16 protein-coding genes and 1 CRISPR repeat array (1 of these 17 running past the window's edge) are annotated in these 21,341 nt (G+C 66.2%); of the genes, 7 read left to right on the forward strand and 9 right to left on the reverse strand.

The features are described from left to right. Positions 1-31: 31 nt before the first annotated feature. Complete coding sequence (locus DEQ67_RS17340; RefSeq protein WP_115803844.1) at positions 32-748, reverse strand: hypothetical protein; 717 nt, start codon at positions 746-748, stop codon at positions 32-34. 58 nt (positions 749-806) lie between these two features. Then, complete coding sequence (locus tag DEQ67_RS17345) at positions 807-1,418, reverse strand: hypothetical protein (RefSeq protein WP_115861992.1); 612 nt, start codon at positions 1,416-1,418, stop codon at positions 807-809. A 200-nt stretch (positions 1,419-1,618) separates the two neighbouring features. On the opposite strand from DEQ67_RS17345, the gene DEQ67_RS17350 reads away from it, so the two are divergent. Beyond that, entirely contained in the window at positions 1,619-1,858 is a 240-nt protein-coding gene (locus DEQ67_RS17350) for a DUF7120 family protein (protein WP_004978002.1), read from the forward strand. A 394-nt stretch (positions 1,859-2,252) separates the two neighbouring features. Beyond that, positions 2,253-3,551 carry a carboxylate--amine ligase gene (locus tag DEQ67_RS17355; protein ID WP_115861994.1) on the forward strand — a complete coding sequence of 433 codons (1,299 nt, stop codon included), beginning with the start codon at positions 2,253-2,255 and terminating at the stop codon, positions 3,549-3,551. Positions 3,552-3,629: 78 nt separating this feature from the next. Here the strand turns inward: DEQ67_RS17355 and DEQ67_RS17360 are convergent, their stop codons facing one another. The 4 genes from DEQ67_RS17360 to DEQ67_RS17375 form a co-directional block, all read right to left on the reverse strand. Continuing rightward, complete coding sequence (locus DEQ67_RS17360) at positions 3,630-4,073, reverse strand: hypothetical protein (RefSeq protein ID WP_115862103.1); 444 nt, start codon at positions 4,071-4,073, stop codon at positions 3,630-3,632. A 184-nt stretch (positions 4,074-4,257) separates the two neighbouring features. Beyond that, positions 4,258-4,695, reverse strand: a complete 438-nt coding sequence (locus DEQ67_RS17365; protein WP_115861996.1) for a type II toxin-antitoxin system VapC family toxin — start codon at positions 4,693-4,695, stop codon at positions 4,258-4,260. Further along, a complete protein-coding gene (locus DEQ67_RS17370) occupies positions 4,692-4,967 on the reverse strand; it encodes a hypothetical protein (protein WP_199506019.1) in 276 nt (91 codons plus the stop codon). The genes DEQ67_RS17365 and DEQ67_RS17370 overlap by 4 nt, the downstream gene beginning before the upstream one ends. A 153-nt stretch (positions 4,968-5,120) precedes the next feature. Beyond that, a complete protein-coding gene (locus DEQ67_RS17375; RefSeq protein ID WP_115803838.1) occupies positions 5,121-6,554 on the reverse strand; it encodes a twin-arginine translocation signal domain-containing protein in 1,434 nt (477 codons plus the stop codon). A 393-nt stretch (positions 6,555-6,947) separates the two neighbouring features. Here DEQ67_RS17375 and DEQ67_RS17380 point away from each other — a divergent pair, with 393 nt between their 5' ends. The 3 genes from DEQ67_RS17380 to DEQ67_RS17390 all read left to right on the forward strand — a co-directional run bounded on the left by DEQ67_RS17380 (position 6,948) and on the right by DEQ67_RS17390 (position 10,798). Further along, complete coding sequence (locus tag DEQ67_RS17380) at positions 6,948-8,204, forward strand: polysaccharide deacetylase family protein (RefSeq protein WP_115861998.1); 1,257 nt, start codon at positions 6,948-6,950, stop codon at positions 8,202-8,204. Positions 8,205-8,541: 337 nt separating this feature from the next. Continuing rightward, positions 8,542-9,675: a glycosyltransferase family 2 protein gene (locus DEQ67_RS17385; RefSeq protein ID WP_115862002.1), complete on the forward strand. Its 1,134-nt coding sequence runs from the start codon at positions 8,542-8,544 to the stop codon at positions 9,673-9,675. 136 nt (positions 9,676-9,811) lie between these two features. Beyond that, positions 9,812-10,798 carry a DUF1616 domain-containing protein gene (locus DEQ67_RS17390; RefSeq protein ID WP_199519425.1) on the forward strand — a complete coding sequence of 329 codons (987 nt, stop codon included), beginning with the start codon at positions 9,812-9,814 and terminating at the stop codon, positions 10,796-10,798. A gap of 192 nt (positions 10,799-10,990) precedes the next feature. Here DEQ67_RS17390 and DEQ67_RS17395 read toward each other — a convergent pair whose 3' ends face one another. Both DEQ67_RS17395 and DEQ67_RS17400 read right to left on the reverse strand, forming a co-directional pair. Then, positions 10,991-13,720, reverse strand: a complete 2,730-nt coding sequence (locus tag DEQ67_RS17395) for a hypothetical protein (RefSeq protein ID WP_115862006.1) — start codon at positions 13,718-13,720, stop codon at positions 10,991-10,993. Between the two features lie 454 nt (positions 13,721-14,174). Continuing rightward, positions 14,175-15,695 carry a lipopolysaccharide biosynthesis protein gene (locus DEQ67_RS17400; protein WP_115862008.1) on the reverse strand — a complete coding sequence of 507 codons (1,521 nt, stop codon included), beginning with the start codon at positions 15,693-15,695 and terminating at the stop codon, positions 14,175-14,177. 448 nt (positions 15,696-16,143) lie between these two features. On the opposite strand from DEQ67_RS17400, the gene DEQ67_RS17405 reads away from it, so the two are divergent. Continuing rightward, the gene (locus DEQ67_RS17405) at positions 16,144-16,470 is read left to right on the forward strand and encodes a NifU family protein (protein ID WP_004064658.1); all 327 of its coding nucleotides are present in this window, start codon (positions 16,144-16,146) and stop codon (positions 16,468-16,470) included. Between the two features lie 156 nt (positions 16,471-16,626). On the opposite strand, the gene DEQ67_RS17410 is transcribed toward DEQ67_RS17405, so the two are convergent. Continuing rightward, positions 16,627-18,429: a hypothetical protein gene (locus DEQ67_RS17410; RefSeq protein ID WP_115862010.1), complete on the reverse strand. Its 1,803-nt coding sequence runs from the start codon at positions 18,427-18,429 to the stop codon at positions 16,627-16,629. 304 nt (positions 18,430-18,733) lie between these two features. On the opposite strand from DEQ67_RS17410, the gene DEQ67_RS17415 reads away from it, so the two are divergent. After that, complete coding sequence (locus DEQ67_RS17415; protein ID WP_115891619.1) at positions 18,734-20,584, forward strand: asparagine synthase-related protein; 1,851 nt, start codon at positions 18,734-18,736, stop codon at positions 20,582-20,584. A gap of 151 nt (positions 20,585-20,735) precedes the next feature. Then, a CRISPR array of direct repeats spans positions 20,736-21,341; the repeat unit is 30 nt; unit sequence GTTTCAGACGAACCCTTGTGGGATTGAAGC; it runs 2,256 nt beyond the window's last position.

A 21,341-nucleotide genomic window follows, 5' to 3' on the forward strand; every position in this document is an offset into this window, starting at 1 on the left:
GGTCAGCGGTCGTATTCGGAACCCGTGTGTCTCACTCCAGCGTGAGCGAAAAGCCCCACGCCGCCTCCTGTCTCCCGCCGTCGGACCCCGAGAGCCCACCAGTAGCGAAGTCGGCCTCGAAGCGGAACTCCCCGACCGGGAGACAACTCGCTTCTTCGCCCTCGGACTGGGCGACGCCGTAGAGGTCCACCAGTGCCGACTGTGATTCGCCGGGGTCGAGCGAGAGAATCCGATACTCCTCGGTCACGGCGATGTTGTCTTCGAGCCGCCAACAGCCCGCCTCGACGGGGTACTCACCGCCCGCGGGGAGGAAGATGAGGTCGTTCGTCGTGTCCGAGACGTACTGGAAGAAGACCGTTCTTCCCTCACCGACCTCGACGACCTCGTCGCCGGTGTTCGTCAGCGTGATGCGGACCTGCGGCGGGTGCTCGTCGGTCGCGAGGTCCTCCGTTATCTCGATGTCGTGTTCGACGGGCACGTCGGGCGCGTCGTCGACGCTGACCAGTGAGATGCCGGGACCGCCGGACGGGCGGGTGCCGCCGGCTCCGTCGTCGGTGCCGTTTCCGTCCGGAAGGTCGTCCGTCGTGTCCGTCGGCTCGTCGGTCGTGGGGTCGTCAGTCGGCGTGTCCGTCCGTTCGTCGTCAGTCGGCGCGCCGTCGTCCGACCCGCCGTTGCCGACACAGCCGGCGAGGAGGCCAAACGAGAGGAGGGCGGTCGAACCGAGGACGGTGCGTCGTGTCAGGGACATACCCGGAAGTCGTCGCGGACGGGAATAACCCTACGCGAGAGTCAAATCGCGATTTGAGTCACGGGGCGGCGTCGCGGTGGCGGCGGTAGTGCTCCCACTCCGCGTCGGTGCCGTAGTGGACGACCAAGTCGGTCGCGGTCTGCTCGGCGACACCGGACGCCCGCGTGAGCGCGGCGGTGTTCCGTTCGAGCACCGCGGCCGCGACGGCGTCCGCGCTCCCGAAGTGGTCGAAGAGCGCCCGCGAGACGCGGTCGCCGGCGTTCGGGACCGGCGCGCAGGCCGTCCGGATGCGCGCCCGCTCGGCCCGGTCGTCCACGCGCTCGACCCACGTCTGCGTCCACGCGGCGACCGCCCCGCGCTCGGCGTCGGACGCCGGCGGGTCGAACTCTCGGACCGAGTCGTCGACGACGCCACCGAACCGGGCCGAGACGGAGAGACCGCCGGGGTGCGGGAGGACGTGGACGCCCGGCGAGTCGCCGGAGTCGACACCGACGAGCACCGCGGGGACGGCCTTCTCGAAGCGGAGCGCGAAGTTCGCCGGCCGCGGCTCGCCGGGCGGGTAGATGACCCACTCGTCGCTCGGCAGTTCGACGCGCTCCGGAAGCCAGCCGAGCGCGTCGCTCTCGGCCGGGGTGGCGTCGTCAGTCGCCGGGTCTGTGTCGCGTGTCACGTCGGTCCCTCGGTCCGGGGCGTCGGCAATCGACGCCCCGACGTTCGTCGGGTTGAGGGTCCGACGGAGAACTGATAAGACACGCGGTTGTGACTGACGCGCGACGCGGAGTGTCGCTCCCGACGACAGCTCACGACCAGACCCAGACCGCGATTACTCACACCCGGTCGCTCAAGTATGTCGAGCACGAACGCGTCTCTATGCCCGTCGTAGAAGTCAATCTCCCGGACGAACTGCTCGTCGAGTTCGAACAGCTCGTCGACGAAGAGTTCATCAGCGAAGAACAGGCCGTCGAGGAACTCCTCTCGATGGGAATGGACGCCTACGGTGCCCCCGTCGACGACGAGGACGGCGTCCAGTCCGACTTCGTCCAGAGCGCCCAGAACAACCTCTTCGACACCGCCGGCGACCCCGGCGGCCTCGACGACGACGTGCTCTGAGGCGGCGGTCAGCCCGCGCCATCTGAGTCGTCGCCTCGTGCGGCACCGCGCCGAACTGCTAACTGTTCTTTGTCTTTCGGTCGAGAGCGACTGCCTCGCCACCTCGGTCGGTTCGTCCCGGGGCGACAGTTTCGCCAGTCCCCCGGTATGCTGTGGATAACCGACCCGAAACCGTCGGATTGCTCGACTTTCACGAATCGAATCCGGTTCGTCGCGTCCGAATCCACAGTTCGGTCGCAGGTGCGGCGCTCGCGCAGCGGCGCGGTCCGACCCCGTCGCGGACGGCCGCCCGCGTTCCGACCACCGAGCCGACCGGGGCGAATCGGCTCCCCTCTCCCACCCCGAATCCGTTAGCCGACCCATACTAATTCCGTCACCGCGCGACGGTTCAGGCATGTCCAAACGCGCGCACGCCCGGGAATCGGTACTCGTTCCATCGGGCAACTACACCTGCGTCCGGTCGCTCGGCGAGCGGGGCGTCCACACGGTCATGGCCTCCGAACACGACGACACGCCGGCGGCCTCGTCTCGCTTCTGCGACGAACTCGTCCGCATCCCCGCGCCGAAAGACGACCTCGTGGCCTACAAAGACGCCCTCGTCGGCATCGCCGCCCGGCCGGACGTGAAGACCGTCATCCCGACGCGGCCGGAAGACGGCTACGTCTTCTCGAAGTACCGCGACGAGTTCGAGCAGTACGTGGACCTCGTCGTCCCCGACTTCGAGACGCTCCGCCGGGTCCACGACCGAAAGCTCCTCTACGAGGCCGCCGTCGAGGCCGGCGTCCCCATGCCGCGGACCCGCCTGTTCAGCGAGGTCGAGGCGTTCGACGAGCCGTCGATTATCAAGCCGCGGTACAACGTCGTCGCCGGCGAGTACGTCGAGGGCTACGACCCCCACGAGTACGACATCGTCAAGAGCGTCCGCCACGTCCGGCCCGGCGACCGACCCGACGCCGACGAGATATACGCCGAGATGAAACACGACCCCATCGTACAGGACTACGTCCCGGCCGAGGACAAGTACATGTTCGCGGCGCTGTACGACCACGGAGAGCCACTCGCGACGTTCCAGCACCTCCAGATTCGCGGGAACTCCTACACCGGCGGCGGCGGCGTCTACCGGACCTCGGTGTACGACCCCGAACTCGAATCCGTCGCGCGAAAGCTCCTCGGCCACATCGACTGGCACGGCCTCGCGTGCATCGAGTACCTCAAGGACGCCGAGACGGGCGAGTTCAAACTCATCGAAATCAACCCCCGGATGTGGCAGTCGCTCCCCTCGACCGTCCGCGCCGGGGCCGACTTCCCGTACTACTACTGGTTGCAGGCGACCGGGCAGAAACACCGCATCGAACCGGGCTACGAACTCGGCGTCGGCACCCACTACCTCTGGGGCGAACTCGGCTACGTGATGAGCGTCCGCCGCGACGACTCGCCGCTCGTCGAGCGCCCGTCGTTCGTCAAGACCGTCTGGGAGGTCGCCGCCTCAATCTACCGCGAACCGAGATTCGACCTCGCGCGCCTCGACGACCCGGTTCCCTTCGCCCGCTACGTGCACCACGCGCTGTTCAACCGGGGCGGCGACGAAGCCGACGAGGAATCGACCGCCGACCACGACCGCGGGGGCGACGAATCGGAAGAGCCGAGGACCGGTATCACGCTGACGCCGGGACTCAACTTCAGAGGTCGCTGAGTCGGCCGGGCGTCGTGGCGTCGCCGCTCGCCGTGGCGCTGTGGAACGCCGCGGAGCGCGGTTAGCGGTCGGACCTCGTCAGGAGCGCGCCTTCGCACGCTCGTGATACCATCCGCCGAACGCGCCGAGCGGAACGACCAACCAACCGGCAGCGATAACGGCGAAAACCACGGTCACTGGTAGCAGGAGCGCGGTGAAGACGACGGCCTCCCGTAGAACCATCTCACCGCGGGTGACGTTCGAGACGCCGGCGAGGAACGCAGGCCCGAACCCGCCCGTGACAAGACTTCCGAGTGCAGTCAGCCCGCCGAAAAGCGCACCGTAGCGTTGGCGGTCGTCGTCGGGTCGCAACCGTCGCCAGAGTAGCGTGCCCACGATAAACGAGGTCGGTATCGCTACCGGGACGGCCAGCAGTCCGAGGCCGAAGACGAACCCGAGCGTCCCGTTCATCGCGCCGACGAGGGTCAGCAGCCCCGCAGCACCGAACCAGAGGGTGATTGCCAACAGCCCGGTGGCAGCCATCGCTATCCCGCCGCCGATGTCGTTTCGTCCGGCGTACGGGAGCCGTCCGGGACCGTACCGATGACAGAGCCGAACCATAGGTCGAACTGCGGCGCGCGTCCGGATAAATGGTAGTTTGGATACAGTTGTCGGTTTGCAGCGGAACCGAGCCGGAGTTGCTCTGTCGGCGCTCGCCGTGGCGCTGTTAAACCGACCGGTGACCCGGTTCGATGCGGTCGACGAGTCCGTCGAAATCCGTGTCGAAACTCAACACGGCGTCGATGCCACGCGACTCACACAGCGAGGCGATGGTCGCATCGGTGAAACTGAGGTCGTGGTCCTCGTATCGACGGAGCGTCTCCAGCGACGCCCGGACGTCGTCCGGTTCGACGTGAATCATCCGGAACACGTTCGGGAACGGCTCCTCACCGAGAATGCGACCGGCGACGGTGTCCGCCGCCTCGAACGAATCCGTTCGGGCGCGCGTGAGCGTCACCGTCTCGTCGAGAACGTAGTCGTTCGTGTACGGCTGTCCGAACTCCCCGTCGAACAGGTCGTCGAACGCGCTGACGGCTTGGTCGTGCCGGTCGGCATCCGTATCGTGGTGCGCGAAGAACACGCCGGTATCGACGAAGACGCTCATCCGTACAGCACGTCGTCGATGTCTTCTTCCGTCGTCGTGACGCCGGACGAAACCATCCCGTCGTGGAACCGCTCGCGCTCGGATGCCGAAAGCGGGATGCGCTCCTCGCGGAACGAGTCGATGAGGTCCGCCTTGGACTCGACGGCGTTCTCGACGAGCCGCGCCAAGACCTCCTGCTGCGTCACTCGCGTCCCGGTTTTCAGCCGAATCTCGGCCTGTAACCGTTCGAGACGGGATTTCGTCTCGTCATCCATCTTCACCGACGTGGCCATGTTCGCCGGTAGAACATACTACTGGGTAAGGTTTGCTACTGTGCTGACCAGTGTGGGACGGACCGGGCCACATGCGATAGCCAGTATCCAGCGCGTTCACGGACGGCTGCCGACAACTGAGGACGCAGGCAGTGCCTTCTCAGCGCCCGACGCTCACTCGTCGCGGAACGCGCAGGTCGCGGTGTAGGTCACGTCGTCGAGCGCGAGTTCGACGCCGCGGGTCCGCGTCGGCGGGCCGCTGACGTTGATGCTGGAGTGCTCGATAGCGCAGCCGGACGCGCGGTTGACGAGCACGCCGCCGACCCGGCCGTTCGGCAGGTAGATACAGCTATCGACGATGCGGGAGCCGTTTCGGTTCTCGTCGACGACGACCGCAGAGCCGTAGGGCTGACTCTCGCACGCCCCCGAGATGGTGACGTTTTCGAGGTTCACGCCCCACGGCTCCCGCGCGATATCGGTGTCGACCGGCCCCGCGTAGATGGTCTGGACGCCGGTGTCGTTGATGATGCGGCAGTTACGCATCGTGAAACCGCCGTGGCTCCCGTAGGTCGGGACGGTGATGATGCCCGGCGAGGACGGACTCGACCGGTAGACGAAGTCGCAGTCCTCGATGAGGACGCCCGTGTAACCGTGTCCCGTCGAGTCGATGCGAAGTCCTTCGGGGCTGTCGAGTCGGTCCCCATCCCGGGCGTGCTCGTTGAGGTTGTCGGCGTCGACGATGACGGTTGCGCCCTTGATCCACGAGGTCTTGGTCGGGTGGTCGCCCGCGGAGATGCGCATGTTGGTGTTGTCGTTGTTCTTGAACAGGCCGCCCTCGACGCGGAGGACGCCGCGGGTGTGGGTCGCGCGGAACGACGACGACCCGCGCTGTTCGATGTGGCAGTCTATCATCCTGACCTCACCGACCGACCGCTCGGTGATGCGAATCCCGGCGACGCCGTTCGGATAGCCGGGGAGCGCCGCGCCCTCGCGCATGTAGACGCGCCGGATGACGTTGACGCCCTCGACCGAGGTGCAGTCGAACAGCAGGAGTTGGTCGCGCGCGTGGCTGTCGGTGGGAGTGCGGCCGAGCCACTCGACGTCCTCGATGAGCGCGCCGTCGTCGTTGGCGAGCCAGATGTCGGCGCTCGTGGTGTCGTCGTCGGTCTGCTGGATGGAGAAGTTCTTCAGGACGTGGTTCGTCCCGCTCGTGATGCGGAGCATCCGGAACCGCTCGCCGGGGTCCGCCGGCGGGAAGACGAACTGCACGTCCGTGTGCGAGTCGCCGAGGCCGACGAGTCGGAAGTTCGAGACGCCGCGGTCCCAGTCGTGCTCGCGGGTGATGAGGTACTCGCCCGGCGGGAACTCGATGGCCGTGTCTTCACGGTACGTCTCGTCGAGGATGTCGTCGACCGGCTCTTGGCCCGTCGGGTCCATCCCGAGGTCGTCGACCGCGTCGAAGACGGTGAGTTCCGGCTCCGGCGTGGGCGTCTCCTCGGTCGGCCTCGGCGTCTCGGTCGGCGTCTCCTCGTCCGGCGTGTTACAGCCGGCGAGCGCGGCCCCGACGCCGACCGCGCCGAGCGTCCGCAGATAGGTTCTGCGCTTCACCGGCGGAGAACCTCCGTGCGCTCGCGGCGTTCCGGGCGACTATCCGGCGTCCGTGCAGCGGCGTCGAGTCGTCTCGAAGGGCGAGATGAAAGCGGGAGAGAGAGGGACCAACATCGGTTGCACATGTTTCCCGTCAGTTGGACGGGGAAGGTGATTGGTAAACGGTGTGTAACCGCGGCTGACGGCGCGAGGGGCGCGGAATCAAGGCTCGTCGGTGGCGGCGAATCCGGTGAAGGAGACGTACGAAAACACGGGACAGAACCGGCGTCGCCGCAGTGTTCGCCGCGTTCAGTCCGGTGCGACCGAGATTACGAGTCGCATTACTATCCACTCGTGGCGACAGTTATCCGTATGAATCTTTCACGGCGTTCATACCTCGGACTGGGCGCCGCCGTGCTCAGCGGCTGTGTCGCGAGGGGTGGAGAACCGGCCGGAACGCCCGAGGCGACCGCGACCAGCGTGCCGCCAGTTCCGACCCCACGCTTCAGCTACGACGACCCGAGCGTCGACGCGCCGGGGGACCCGCTTGCGGTCGCGTTCAACAGCCGCGAGCGGTTCAGAGACGCCGGATGGCTCGTCGACGACTTCGAGGACGAGCGCCGGTGGGAGACGTTCGCGGGGCGGTTCGCCGTCGAGGAGGACGTCGTCTACTGCGGGTCTCAGTCGCTCCGGCTCGAGGCGACGCCGGCCGACGAACGGGTGTGGATTTACCGGACGTTCGACGGCGGTATCGACCTCTCCGGGGCGGACCTCTCGCTGGCGGTCAACCTCGAAACGCCCGACACCGAAGGCATCACGGTTCGCCTCGCCGCGCCCGACTACGACAACACGCTGCTTCTCGGCCGGCACATCTGGCGGGCGGGCTGGCAGCGCCTCGACCTCGGGCCGCGGCGCGTCACCGGGTCGCCGGACCTGACGAACGTCACCGAGATAAGCATCCAACTGTACACCGGCGGCGGCACGACGGCGCGGTTCTACGTCGACTCGCTCCGGGCCAAACCCCGGGCCGACGCGGGTAAGGTGATGATTACGTTCGACGACAACACCCGGAGCCAGTACGACACGGCGTACCCGATACTGGAGTCCCACGGCTTTCCCGGCGTCGTCGGCGTCATCCCGTGGACCGTGGGGTCGAGCCACCGCATCCCCCGGGACGGGATGGACGAGATGGTCGACGCCGGTTGGGACATGGTGAGCCACCCCCAGCGGTCGGACTCGTTCCGCGACCTCTCGCCGGTCGACCAGCGCGCGAGCATCAGGGAGTCGAAGGCGTGGCTCGTCGAAAACGGGTTCGAGCGCGGGGCCGACTTCATCATCTGGCCGTACGGCCGGTACGACGAGTCGGCGCTCGACGCCGCGAGCGACTACCACTACCTCGGTTTCGTGACGGTCGGCGGGCCGACCGGCGCGATATCCGACCCGCAAATCGTCGGCCGGACCGACGGCGACGACGTGAAGAAGGCGAAGCAGGCGCTCGATTTCGCCGCCCAGTACGACCAACTCGCGGTGCTCATGTACCACGACGTGACCGGGAAGGGGCGCTCCGTCAGCCCGGCGGCGTTCGCCGAGACGATGGACTACGTGGACGAACTCGGGCTGGACGTGGTCACGGCGTCGAGCTACTGGGAGTCGGTCCGAGACGCCGTCTGACGCGGCGACTCGCTCGGAACGGAACCCCGCCCGGCACGCCGGCCCTGCGGGCGACATACCGATTTTCATGACAGTCTCGAATAACTTGATTCGAAGGTAGTCAGTCACGTTTCGAAGAACGTTAGACACCCGCACAAACCGTCTGAAACGCCTGAAATTCGCGTTTACGTACGTGTTGCTGACGACTAACAAAGACCCGAACCGCCCAATCTGCGGGTCGAAGTATCGATGTTCCTACGCACTCTCCAGCTCGATTCGTCGCCGCGGGGACGACGCCCCCGACGCGGTGGGCCGGCGGCCGCACGGCGTTCACCACAGCGGACCCACGCGAGGGACGATGTATCGCGGTAACGCCGTGGGCGTCGTCGTCCCCGCGTACGACGAGGCGCGGTTCGTCGGCGGCGTCATCGACACGCTCCCCGCGTTCGTCGACCGCGCCTACGTCGTCGACGACCGCTCGACCGACGGGACGTGGGAGGTGATTCGGCGGCACGCCGCGCGCGAGAACGAACGGGAGGCCGCGCCCGTCGTCGCCGCGGCCGACGGCGGCGCGCCTCTCGACCGGCGCGTCGTCCCGATTCGACACGCGGTCAACCGCGGGCGCGGCGCGGCCGTCAAGACCGGCTACGAGCGCGCGCTCGCCGACGGCATGGACGTTATCGTCGTGATGGACGGCGACGGCCAGATGGACCCGGACATCATGCCCGCCATCATCGACCCCGTCGTCGACGGGGACGCCGACTACGCCGTCGGTGACCGGCTCGCGGCTCGGGACACCCGCCGGGGGATGCCCCCGTGGCGGCTGTTCGGCAACCTCCTGTTGTCCGGGCTGACCCGCATCGCCAGCGGCTACTGGCACATCCGCGACCCGCAGAACGGCTACACGGCCGTCTCGGCGGACGCGCTCTCGGAGTTGGAGTTCGACCGGCTGTACGACCAGTACGGCTTCCTGAACGACCTGCTCGTGAACCTGAACGTCGCGGGAAAACGCGTCGCGACCGTGCCGATGCGCGCCCGCTACGGCGACGAGGAAAGCGGCATCAGGTACTCGACGTTCGTCCCCGGACTGTCGTTCCTCCTGCTCAGAGACTTCCTCTGGCGGCTCCGGGTTCGGTACCTCGACGGCGGCGTTCACCCGGTGGCGGTCCTCTACGCGCTCGGCGTCGTGGGCGTCCTCGCCGGCGTGCTCCGACTGGTCGGCGGCGTCGCGTCGAAGGACCGCGACGGTGCGGGGCGAGCGACCCTCGCCGGGGTCATCGGGGGGGTTGCGTCCCTGGGCGGCGCGATGCTCCTCGACAGCCGCGCGAACGAACCGCTTCGAATCGCGGCGGCACCGTCCGCGTCGTTCGAGCGGGACGAGCCGAGCGACTCGCAGTCGTCTCGCGTCGGCGGCGACGACGAGAGCGACCGACGAGGAGACAGCGAGAGCGAGACCGACGGTGTCGCAGACCACGAGGTAATCGGGGGTTAGTCACCTCGTACCGCCGAAATCGGGGGCGTGAGGCGCTCAATAACAACAGCCTAGTCGCGTCATCTATCCAGTAATGGGGTCCACATCACACAGCAAAAGACGGTTAAACCGGGCGCTCGGCGAACTCTCGCTGGACGTGCCCTTCGCGCTGGTCATCGTCGTTGCGAGTAGCCTCGTCGCGGCGCTCGGCGTCGTTCCGACCGTCCAAGCCCTCGTCGGGCTCCCCGTACTGCTGTTTCTCCCCGGATACGCGCTGTTGCTCGCGCTGTTCCCCGCCGGGTCGTCGGACGCGCCCACCGAGGGACCGTCGTTCGGTCGGTTCGAGTGGCAGCCCAACCTCAGCCTCGCGGAGCGCCTCGCGCTCGCCTTCGGAATGAGCGTCGCGCTGCTGCCGGTCGTCGGGCTGACGCTCCTCTGGACCGGCGTCGGGTTGGACACCGCGCCCGTCCTCCTCGCTCTGGCGGCGGTCATCGTCGTCGGTCTCGCGGTCGGTGAAGCCCGGCGGCAGCGACTCCCCGAAGCAGAGCGGTTCCGCGTTCCGATTCGCCGCTGGTACGCCGACGTGGTTCGGTCGTTCGACCAGCCCTCGCGGGTGGACTCGTTTCTGAACGTCGCGCTCGCTTTCGCGGTCATCGTGGCCGGCGCGAGTCTGGGCTACGCGCTCGTCGCGCCGGGGACGGGCGAGTCGTATTCGAGCCTGTCGCTTCTCACGCAGGACGCCGGGGGCGAGTTCGTCGCCGCCGACTACCCCGAAGCGCTGACGGTCGGCGAGCAGACCTCCCTGTTCGTCTCCGTCGAGAACGTCGAGGGCGAGGCGACGAGCTACACGCTCGTGGCCGAACTCCAGCGAGTCGAGCGAGCGAACGGCGAGGTGACGGTCGTCGAGCGGCAAGTCCTCGGGTCGCGGACGGAGACCGTCGAAGACGGCGAGACGTGGCGGACCCGCCACAACTTCGCCCCGGCGCTGACCGGCGAGGACCTCCGGCTCACCTACTTCCTGTACGAGGGCGACGCGCCGGCGGAGCCGAGCACCGAGACGGCGTACCGCTCGGCGTACGTCTGGGTCACCGTGACCGAAGAGCCGACCGCCGGCGGCGCGGACGACGCGGGCGACGACGCGTAACGCGAGCTCGCCCGCGGCGCGTCGGCCCCGGCGAAGCTGGCGGTCGTTCGGTCGTCGAGTAGAGCATCGAAAAAACCGCGTCGGAATGCGAACGTGGGTGCCTCTGTCGTCTGCGGCGTCACCGCGCGAGCGGCGCGCCGCGCGTAGTTTCTGTGTCCGTGCTGTGCCGTCGTGTCGTTTTCCTGCGTCGCCTCAGCCGTCGTTGTCTTCGAACGTCAGCGCCGCGTCGCCGGCCAGGTTCATCTTCGTGATGTCGCCCGAGAACCGGAAGGCGTCGATACCGTCCGTGACCGACCCCTTCGCCTTGCCGTTGGTGAGGCTGTCGTCGCTCTCCGTCGGCCCGACGAGCGGGTCGTTCAGGATGTCGCCGGAGACCATGAAGTCGTACGTCGTCTCCGTGCCGTCGCCCTCGACGACGAGGGTGTTCGGCAGGGAGAACACGGCGGGGTCGACCCGCGTGCCGTTGACGTAGACCTCGGCCTCGCCTTCGAGGAACGACAGCGACGTAATCGTACCCGTGAAGGCGTACACGTCCTCGACGCCCTCGGTGGTCACCCAGCCCGTCGCGGAGCTTTCGGACACGTCGTCCCACTGTTCGATGGTGTCGCCAGAGGCTTCGAGCGTGCCGCTGACGGTGACCTCGTACTGCGTCTCGGCACCGGTGCCGACGAGGCGCAGTTCGTTCTGACTGTCGGTGGTGTCGTCGGTCGAATCCGTCGACCCGTCCGTGCCCGAGTCGGTCGAACCGTCAGTGCCCGAGTCCGTCACGGCGTCCGTGACGGTACTCTCGGTCACCTGCTCGCCGTCGACGTAAATCTCGGCCTCGCCCTCGACGAAGCCGAAGGAGGTGACGCTTCCAGCGAAGTTGAACGTGTCCTCGACGCCCGCGGTCGTAATCCACCCGCTGGCGGAGGTGCCGTCGATGGTGTCCCACGTCTCGATAGTGTCGCCCGAGGCTTCGAGCGCGTCGCTGACGGTGAACTCGTACTGGGTCTGCGTGCCCGTACCGACGAGGCGCAGTTCGTGCGAGAGGTCGGTGGAGTCGGTCGTCGAGTCGTCGGTCGAATCCGTCGACCCGTCCGTGTTCGAATCGGTGGAGTCGTCGGTCGTCGCGCCCGTGACGGTACTCTCGGACACCTGCTCGCCGTTGACGTAAATCTCGGACTCGCCTTCGAGGAACGAAAACGAGTCGATGTCGCCGGAGAACGTGTAGGCGTCTTCGACGCCGTCGGTCGTAATCCAGCCGGTCGCGGTGCCGCTTTCGATGTCGTCCCACTCCTCGATGGTGTCGCCCGACGCCTGGAGCGAGTCCGTCACCGTGAACTCGTACTGGGTCGTCGTGCCCGTGCCGACGAGTCGAATCTCGTTCGGGAGGGGCTCGGTCGTGGAGTCGTCGGTCGAATCCGTCGAGTCGTCCGTCGTCGACGAGTCGCCGCCGGTACTGCCATCGGCGCTCGGGAGCGGACAGGAATCGCCGCTCGTGATGTTGCTCGTGTCCACGTCGGCCCCGCTGAACACCGTCGCCTGCCCGGAGACGTTGATGTTCGAGTCCACGATTTCGCAGTTCGTGGCGTCGTTGACGAGGACGCCGTCCACGTCGCCGTTCGGGAAGTGGATACAGCTGTTCTGGACGGTCGAGCCGTTGCGGTCGTTGTCGATGCAGACCGCCGCGCCGGCGGGCTGAGACCGCGTGCTGCCCGTGATGGAGACGTTTTCGAGGTTCACGCCCCACGGTTTGTCCGCGGTGTCGGTGTCGACGGAGTCGGCGTGAATCGTCTGGACCGACGTGTCGTTCTGGATGCGGCAGTTGCGCAGGGTGAAGCCGCCGTGGCCGGCCCACGTCGGCGACGAGACGATGCCGCGCGAGGTGGGGCAGGACTTGAAGATGAAGTCGCAGTCCTCGATGAGAACGCCCGCGTACCCGTTGCCGGTGGAGTCGATGCGGAGCCCCTCGGGGCTGTCGAGGCTGTCGCCGTCGCGGGCGTGCTCGTTGAGGTTGTCCGCGTCCATGATGACGGTCGCGCCCTTGATCCACGAGGTCTTTTCGGGGTGGTCGCCCGCGGAGATGCGCATGTTGGTGTTGTCGTTGTTCTTGAACAGGCCGCCCTCGACGCGGAGGACGCCGCGGGTGTGGGTCGCGCGGAACGACGACGACCCGCGCTGTTCGATGTGGCAGTCCACGAGGCGAATTTCGCCGACAGAGCCGCCCTGCACGCGGATGCCCGCGACGCCGTCGGGGTAGCCCGGAAGCTCGGCACCCTCGCGCATGTAGACGCGGCGGGCGACGTTGACGCCGTCGACGGAGGAACAGTCGTACGCGAGGAGCTGGCGGCGAGCGTTGTTGTCGGTGGGGGTGCGGCCGAGCCACTCGACGTCTTCGATGAGGCCGCCGTCGTCGTTTATCATCCAGATGTCCGCCGTGGTGGTGTCGTCGTCGGTCTGCTGGATGGAGAAGTTCTTCAGGACGTGGTGGTCCCCGCTCGTGATTTCGAGGAACCGGTACTTCTCGCCGTTGTTGCCCGACGGGAAGACGAACTGCACGTCCTTGTGAGAGCTACCGGTGCCGACCATCCCGAAGCGTGAGACGTCGTCGTTCCAGTACTGCGTCTCGGTGGCGAGATACTCACCCGGAGGGAATTCGATGAGCGTCCCGCTCTCGTACGCGGAATCGAGTTGGTCGTCTATCGGTTCGTTTCCGTTGGGGTCCATTCCAAGGTCGTCCACCGCGTTGACGACGCGGTCCCATTGGATACCGAAGCGCTCCTCTGGTCCAGACGCAGCCGACGCGACGCCGGCAGAGAGGGCAGTCGATGCGGCCATCGCACCGAGTTTGAGGTAGTTCCGCCTGTTGAGTTGCGATTCGAGGATGGAGTCCGAATCCGCGGCGGATTCGTCGTCGTCTCCATCGGTTAGTCGTACCATATCTCAGGAAAGCCCTCGTTAAGGTGATAATCATTATTGCAAGGTATAATCTGATTAGCTACGATTACTTGCGGGATTGCTTCGGATGGAGGCCAGTTAGTTACCAGTTGTATATCAAAGACACACCTTATATTCTCACAGATAAGCATCAACTAAATACTAATATCGCGGCGATTTGAGCCCGTAAAACAACCGCTTAATCGGGACAATACGGGGCGAATCGGTAGCCCGTGTCGAGTCCGCTTTGGCCCGTGAAACGTCTCTACCCGTCGGATAATCAATCTATGAACTGGTAATTACGCTCCCACCGAACCTTGCGAGGGCGTTCGTTTCACCGCACCCACATTTTCTGACTGTGTTCTGATAGGTTTGATTCACGTCGAAGCTTCAGCTAGCAATGAGAGTCAGTCGAATCGACCACTCGCCGGGGCGTCAAATCGGCCGAACGCCTCCCTCACTTCGACATCACGGAGACGAGTTCCCGGAGGTTCTGTTTGACCCGCCAGTCGAAGAGCGTCATGAGCGACGCGGCGCTGACGACGTAGGCGGCGACGCCGATGGCGACGAGGAGCGCGAACTCGACGAGCGGCGACCCGACGCGGTTCTGCGCCGCGAGGACCGCCAGCGCCATCGCGCCGCTGGCCGCGACGGGGTACGAAAGCTCCCGGAGGAACCGTCGGTAGGTCGTGTCGAGGGTGCGTTTCATCTCGCGCGCGTAGAGGGGGACCATCGGGAACGCGAGGATGCCCGTGACCGCGAGGGCGGTCCCCTCGATGCCGTAGGCGCTCGTCGCGGGAACGATGGCGACGGCGAGCAGGGCGACCCTAAGGAAGCCGAGTTTGGTCTGTACGTCGGGGCGGCCGACGGCGCGCCAGACGGGGTTGAACGTCGCGAAGAGCGTCCGAAAGAGCCCGTAGGCGACGAGAATCTGCATGGCGAGCACCATCGGCAGCCAGTCCGCACCGAGGAACGCGCCGACGAAGGCGGGCGCGACGAGGTAGATGCCGACCGACATCGGCAGGGCGACGAACGCCGTGAGTCGGAAGGTGCTGAAGAACGTCTCGCGGAGGGCGCGCTGGTCCTCTTGGAGCTTCGAGTACGTCGAGAACATCACGCTGGAGACGACGACGGCGATTTCGGTCGCCGGCGCGTTGGAGATGCGGTAGGCGAGCTGGTAGTAACCGAGCGAGGTCGCGGTCAGGAGCCAGCCGACGACCGCGTCGTCGCCCTGCCCGTAGAGGAACTCGACGATGGACGACCCCGTGACCCACTTCCCGTAGCCGATGAGCTCGGCGGCGTACGCGCGGTTCAGCGCGGGACGCGGGCGGTAGGGGTGCAGGAAGTAGGTCGCGACCGACCGGACGCCCGCGTCCGCGAGGTAGCCGAAGATGAGCGCCCAGACCGTCGGGCTGACCGCGGCGTAACCGAGCGCGACCACGACGTAGGCGGTCGTGCCGCTGACCCGGTAGGCGAACTCCTTGTGAAACGCGAGGTCCTTCTTGAAGTAGACCATCGCGGGGTTCCGCAGCGCGAGGAAAATCGGGACCAGCGCGATGGCGCGGATGAGGTCCCGCGCCGCGGGTTCGCCGAACAGCGAGGCGAGCGACGGCGCGGCGAGGTAGAGAATCGAACTCATCAGCAGGCCGCGGAGGAGTTCGAGCGTGAACGTCGTGTTCAGGTAGTCGTCCACGTCGTCGTCGACGCGCTGGATGAGCGCGGCGTCGATGCCGAGGTTCGTCAGGCTCAGAAGCGCCGAGATGGTGAGCAGCGCGATGCCCATCAGCCCGATGGCCTCGGGGCCGAGCAGTCGCGCGAGGACGATGAACATCACGACCTTCAGCACCCGGTCGAGGACGTTCATCGCCGACACCCACATCCCGCTTTTCACCGTCCGCTCTGCGAGGTCGCCGTCGTCGTCGCCGGGGACGAACCGGCGGCGAATCGTCCGGACGACCGAGCGTATCCTATCTCTCATCGAAGGCACCTCTCGGGCCGCCGCTTCGACGACGACCCGGCGTATTCACGAACGGTAACACTCGGCTACACATCGGCTCACGAGGCGATTAATTATTGACTCGCTACTGGACTCCGCGGGGGGCGGGGCTCCCGCGGCCGCGGGAATTAGGCGCTGTTTGACGGGACGACGGACCCGACGGCCCGACGGCGAGTGACGGCGACCGAGGGAATCGAGATGGTGGGCGACCGGACGACAACGCCCACGGACGCCGACGAGTGTGGGGGCTCCCGGAGTCGAAGCGGAAGTCGAAAGTCGCGGAGTTTTAGGCCACGCGAAAAATGATAAGAATCAGATTATAGAAGGTTCGTGTCGCCTAAAACTGCGCTGTAAGCCCTATATCCTCCGAATTTAGGCACCCCTAATAGGACATATTTATTACAAATAAAGCCGTACGTTCACCTGTAATATGAGCGCGCAATCACTCGAGCGACGAACCCGGAACTACCTGAGCAACAACGTCCCGCAGATTCAGGAACACGGCGGGCACTTCGAAATCGAAGACGTGGACGACGAGACGGGCGAGGTCACCATCGCAATCGGCGGGGCGTGCTCCGGATGCGGCATCGCGCCGATGACGATGAAGGCCATCAAACAGCGCATCGCCACCGAGGTCGACGACGTCTCCGAAGTGACCGTGCGACAGGCCAGCGGCCCGCGGGCCGCCGTGATGCCGTCGAAGACCGACGAGATGGACCAGATGGAGGAGTACGAGGACTACAACCCGCCGTTCTGAGCCGGTGGGGCGTCGACACCTCCCCTCGTTTTTCTGACCCGCGGGTCGAAGCGGGCGAGCAACCGAACGGAAGAGACAGCGGCGGCACCGGCCGGAGCGGCGAAATCGACGGCAGCAGCTACGGCGGCGAAAAACGAAAACTCGGACTCGGTGTCGCTACCCGGACACGTAGTAGAGGTCGGCCGCGCCGTTCGACATGACGCGGTTCACGTTCGGCTGATTCTGGACCGCGGTGAGGTTCGCCTCGGTGTAGCGGAGTTCGCGGTACGCGACCACCTCGCGGTCGTGATCGGTCTTCGAGACCATCAGATACCGCGGGCCGTCGTAGTAACTCGGCAGGTCGGTGAGTGCCTCGTCCGGCGTCGTGAAACCGAGCGCCGGCGTGGGGCTGTCGGGGAGCGCATCGACGAAGCGGTCGGGGTTCCCGCGGATGCCCACGTACCGAATATCCTCGTCCGACATCCCGAACGCGGTGTCGTACGCTCCGATCTGCTGGGCGGGGACGTGGTTCGACGGCAGGTAGATGTACGGCGACGGGAACATCACCATGAGCGTGAGCCCGATGACGAGCGCCGACGCGACGGGCGCGCCCGTCCTGACCGCCGCCCCGTACTTCGACCAGTACTCCGTCCCCGAGAGCCACTCGAAGGCGTAGAACAGCCCGACGCTCCCGACGACGGTCGAGAGAATCATCGCGAAGCCGACGTGTCGGAAGAAGAAGTTCGTCTCCGAGATGACGCCGAGGAGGTGCGCGAAGAAGTACGGCACCAACACGACGAGGCCGAACGTCAGCGTCCGCAGGACCGACCGGCCCTGAGCCGACAGCCGCGAGAACCGCCCGAACAGGACGCCGAGGAAGACACCGAGAGTCATCAGGGCGTACACCGCGTTCACGAGGAACAGCTTCACGAACACGTCGAAGATACCGCCGCCGACGGCCGTGACGGAGCCGGTGCGCTGGGAGATGGCCGTCCCGGCCTCGGAACTTCCCGAGAGGATGCCGAGCACCCCTTCGACGAACAGGCCGCCGGTCGAAAAGCCGACCGTGTACTGCGTCAGCCAGTAGACGAACGCCGCGGCGAAGACGAGCGTCAGGCCGTACACCGGACGCTGTTCAGCGACGGCGTCCGGGGTCCGCCAGCGCTGGACGAGCTGGATGCCCGCGGCGACGGCGAACAACACGAGATAGTTGACGGCGACTTGCAGATGGTACGACACCAGCGCGACCGTCCCGACCGCGAACAGGACGGAGACGGGCGTGACGTGGCCGCGCCACCGGCTCTCGACGGCGTCGGTCCCGGAGAACTGGTGTTTGAAGAAGAGGTACAGAAGCACCAAGCCGAGGAACGACGCCATCGAGTACGGGAAGAACATGAGCTTGAAGCCGTTGAGGTTCACCGGCAGGAACAACAGCGCCGAGAACACGGCGACGAGGACCGCCCGGCGGTCGGAAACGACGAGCGAGACCAGAAGCGGGACGAACACGAGGTAGACGGCCGAGACGAAAAACACCACCAGCATCATCGCGGTAGTGAGTTCGACGCCGAGGGCGGCGCTGACCATCCCCGCCGAGACGTGGCCGCTCGGGTAGACGATGTCCAGCGGCGTCAGCGTCTCGGAGACGAGCGACTTCGCCCAGCCGAGGTGCGTCAGCGAGTCGTTGAACCCGTAGAAGTGGTACGCTCGGACGAGCGGGAGGGCGGAGACCGCGGCTATCGCGAGCGCCGCCAGCGCCACCCCGCCGGCCGCGAACCGACTGTTCGGGGCGCGAACGACGACGACCAGCGCGGTCAACACCGCCACCGCCACGCCGACCCAGAACGCCGCCGGCGTCGACTGGTAGATTGAAACTTCGTACGCGCGCGCCGGCGACGCGCGAGCGACGAGGATACCGACGGCTATCGCGAGAAATCCGACGAGGAGGAGCGTTCTCGTGAGCCGCGAATCACGTTGCGTCATCCCGTGAGAGAACGCGAGTCGCGTAGTTTGTTATTGAGCGTGTAATCGACTCAGGCGGCGTTATAGGCGTTCTTCCCGGTGTTTTCATCGGGCGTCGCGCGCCGAACGAGCGAACGCCGAGGGTCCGGCCGGCACAGAGGCCCCATGAAGCCGGGCTACCGTTCGGTTCGGCGGCGTTCGACACCGCCACGCGGCCGTATAGGTGCGTGATAACAAAACCCGACGCACGCGGATATCGGGCAACGATGTCACTCACAGCAGTCACGCCGCAGACCGCCGAGCGAACCGAACGCGAGGGCCGTCGATGACCGGCTTCGTCGGCGGCGCGCTCGACGCGGCGACGCTCGACGCCTGCGCGGCCGAACTCCACCACGAAGACTGGTACGAGTCGGCGGCGCGGTCGACCGGCCGCTTCGGCGTCTCGGTGCTCCACCACGGCGCGAGAGACCCCGAGGGCTGTACCGTCTGGGAAGACGGCCCGCGCGTGGGAGCGATATACGGCGCGGTGACGAACCTCGACGAACTCGAACTCGACGTAGACGGGCTGTTCGCCCGACTGTTCGAGGACCCACACGCCCTGCTGCCCGAACTCGACGGCTCGTTCCTCGTCGTCGCCGTCGACGGCGACGCGGAGCGCGTCGTGCTCGCCAGCGACAAACTCGGGACGCGACAGTGTTTCTACGTCGCGGGCGAGCCGTTCGCCTTCGGGACCGAAGTCGGCGCGCTGACGACCCTCCTCGACGACCCGCAGGTCGACGAACGCGCCATCAGCGACCTCCTCATGATTGGGCACGTCTGGGGCGACAAGACGCTCGTGCAGGGCGTGAAGTTCCTCCCCTCGGGGACCGTCCTCGACTACCGGGCCGACGCGGGGCCCGAGCTCGACTCCTACTGGCACCACACGTTCGAACAGAGCCCCGACGACTCCTACCTCGACGACCTCACCGAGGCCTACCGCGAGGTCATCGCCGACATGGCCGACACGATAGACGGCGATATCGGCCTGTGGCTCTCCGGCGGCCTCGACAGTCGCTCGATGGCCGGGGAGCTCAGCCGCTACCACGACTTCACGACCTACACCTACGACTCGAACCCCGCGAACGGGAGCAATCTCGAACTCGCCGCGAAGGTTTCTGCGGTGCTCGGCCTCGAAAACCGGCGCGTGCCGGTCGAGTCCGACGCCCTCGTCGACTCGCTCGACAAATCGGTCCAACTGACCAGCGGGATGGTCGGTCTCTCCACGTTCGTCAACCTCGCGAACGTGTTCAACATCGAGGACATGCCCGACGTGCTCATCGAGGGCTGCGGACAGGGCGGGATGATGGGCGACGGCATCGGCCGGGCCGCCGTCGAGGGGAGCAAGTCGCCCGAGGCGGCGCTCTACCGCGCGAAACACCGCATCGACGTGGACGACGCCCGCCGGCTCCTGCGGACGGAGTTCGACCCGATGACGACCTACCGCGAGGAGGTTCGCAAGAGCGACCAGCCGGACCTCTTCAGCACCGCGATGGACTGCTACTACCGCAACTACTTCCCGCGGTGCGACTTCGCCAGCAACCCCATCGCCGAGAGCCAGGCCGGCACCCGAGTCCCGTTCAGCGACACCGAGTTCCTCCGGGCCGTGACGCGGATGCCGCTGTCGCACCGCGTCGGCTCGATTCCACTCACCAACGGGAAGATTCCCGCCGGAACGGCCTACCCGAAGGTCGAACTGGTCCGCCGCCTCGACAGCCGACTCGCGGCCATCCCCTACGAACGGACGAAAGTGCCGCCGGCGCGCCCGATGTGGCAACACGCCGCCGGCTTCGTCGTCGGCACCTCCGTCGACCGCATCCGCGAGCGCCTCGTCGGCGACGTCCACACCTACGGCGGCCGCTCCACTATCGGCGACTGGTACCGGACGAACCGCGCGCTCCGCGAGCGCATCGACGACCTGCTCGACTCGGCGTGCGAGCGCCCGTACTTCGACGCCGACGAGATTCGCCGCCTCCAGCGCGAGGAGCGCACGGGCGAAGTCGAACACATGAGCGCCATCTCCGGCATCATCACCGGCGAGCTCTGGGTCCGCAAATACATCGACCGCGAAGGTCGCGGCGTCGAGGAAGGTCCCGTCGGTGCGGCGGAAGCCGAAGACGCGCCGCAACCGGCCGACTGAGTTACTCGAACCACTCGATGGACTGTCCAGTCGTGTGGAACTGCGATTCGTTTCCGTCGACCCCCCGGGGAAGCGAGGACTACTGAGGGTCGACGGAAACGTTCTTTTGAATTCGGTTCGTACGCGACGCTACGCCCGTGATTTCGGGACGGTTTCAGACGAACCCTTGTGGGATTGAAGCAGGCGTTCGAGAGCGCGATTCTCGACCTCGCGTTTCAGACGAACCCTTGTGGGATTGAAGCGTCTATCAGACTGTCGTCAACAACGACGTGCATGCGGTTTCAGACGAACCCTTGTGGGATTGAAGCTCGTACCCCGACCCCGACATCGACGCGCTCGACGGTTTCAGACGAACCCTTGTGGGATTGAAGCGCGTGACCGAGCGAATTGTCGACGTGAGGGAAGGTTTCAGACGAACCCTTGTGGGATTGAAGCGTGGACGAGACCTTCTACACGCGGATGGACGACCGCGTTTCAGACGAACCCTTGTGGGATTGAAGCGGAACTAGAGCGCTCGCCAGTCAGCGGGTTGACGAGTTTCAGACGAACCCTTGTGGGATTGAAGCTCGCTCGTCGCTTGTCGCTCCTGTTGCGAGCCTTGTTGTTTCAGACGAACCCTTGTGGGATTGAAGCCGCGCGCTCGAACCCGAGACGTGGGAGAAGGTGCTCGTTTCAGACGAACCCTTGTGGGATTGAAGCGTCGTCGTTGAACGTGCGGCCGTCGTCCTCAACAACCAGTTTCAGACGAACCCTTGTG

The sequence above is a fragment of the Haloferax sp. Atlit-48N genome (assembly GCF_003383015.2).
GTDB lineage: Archaea > Halobacteriota > Halobacteria > Halobacteriales > Haloferacaceae > Haloferax > Haloferax volcanii.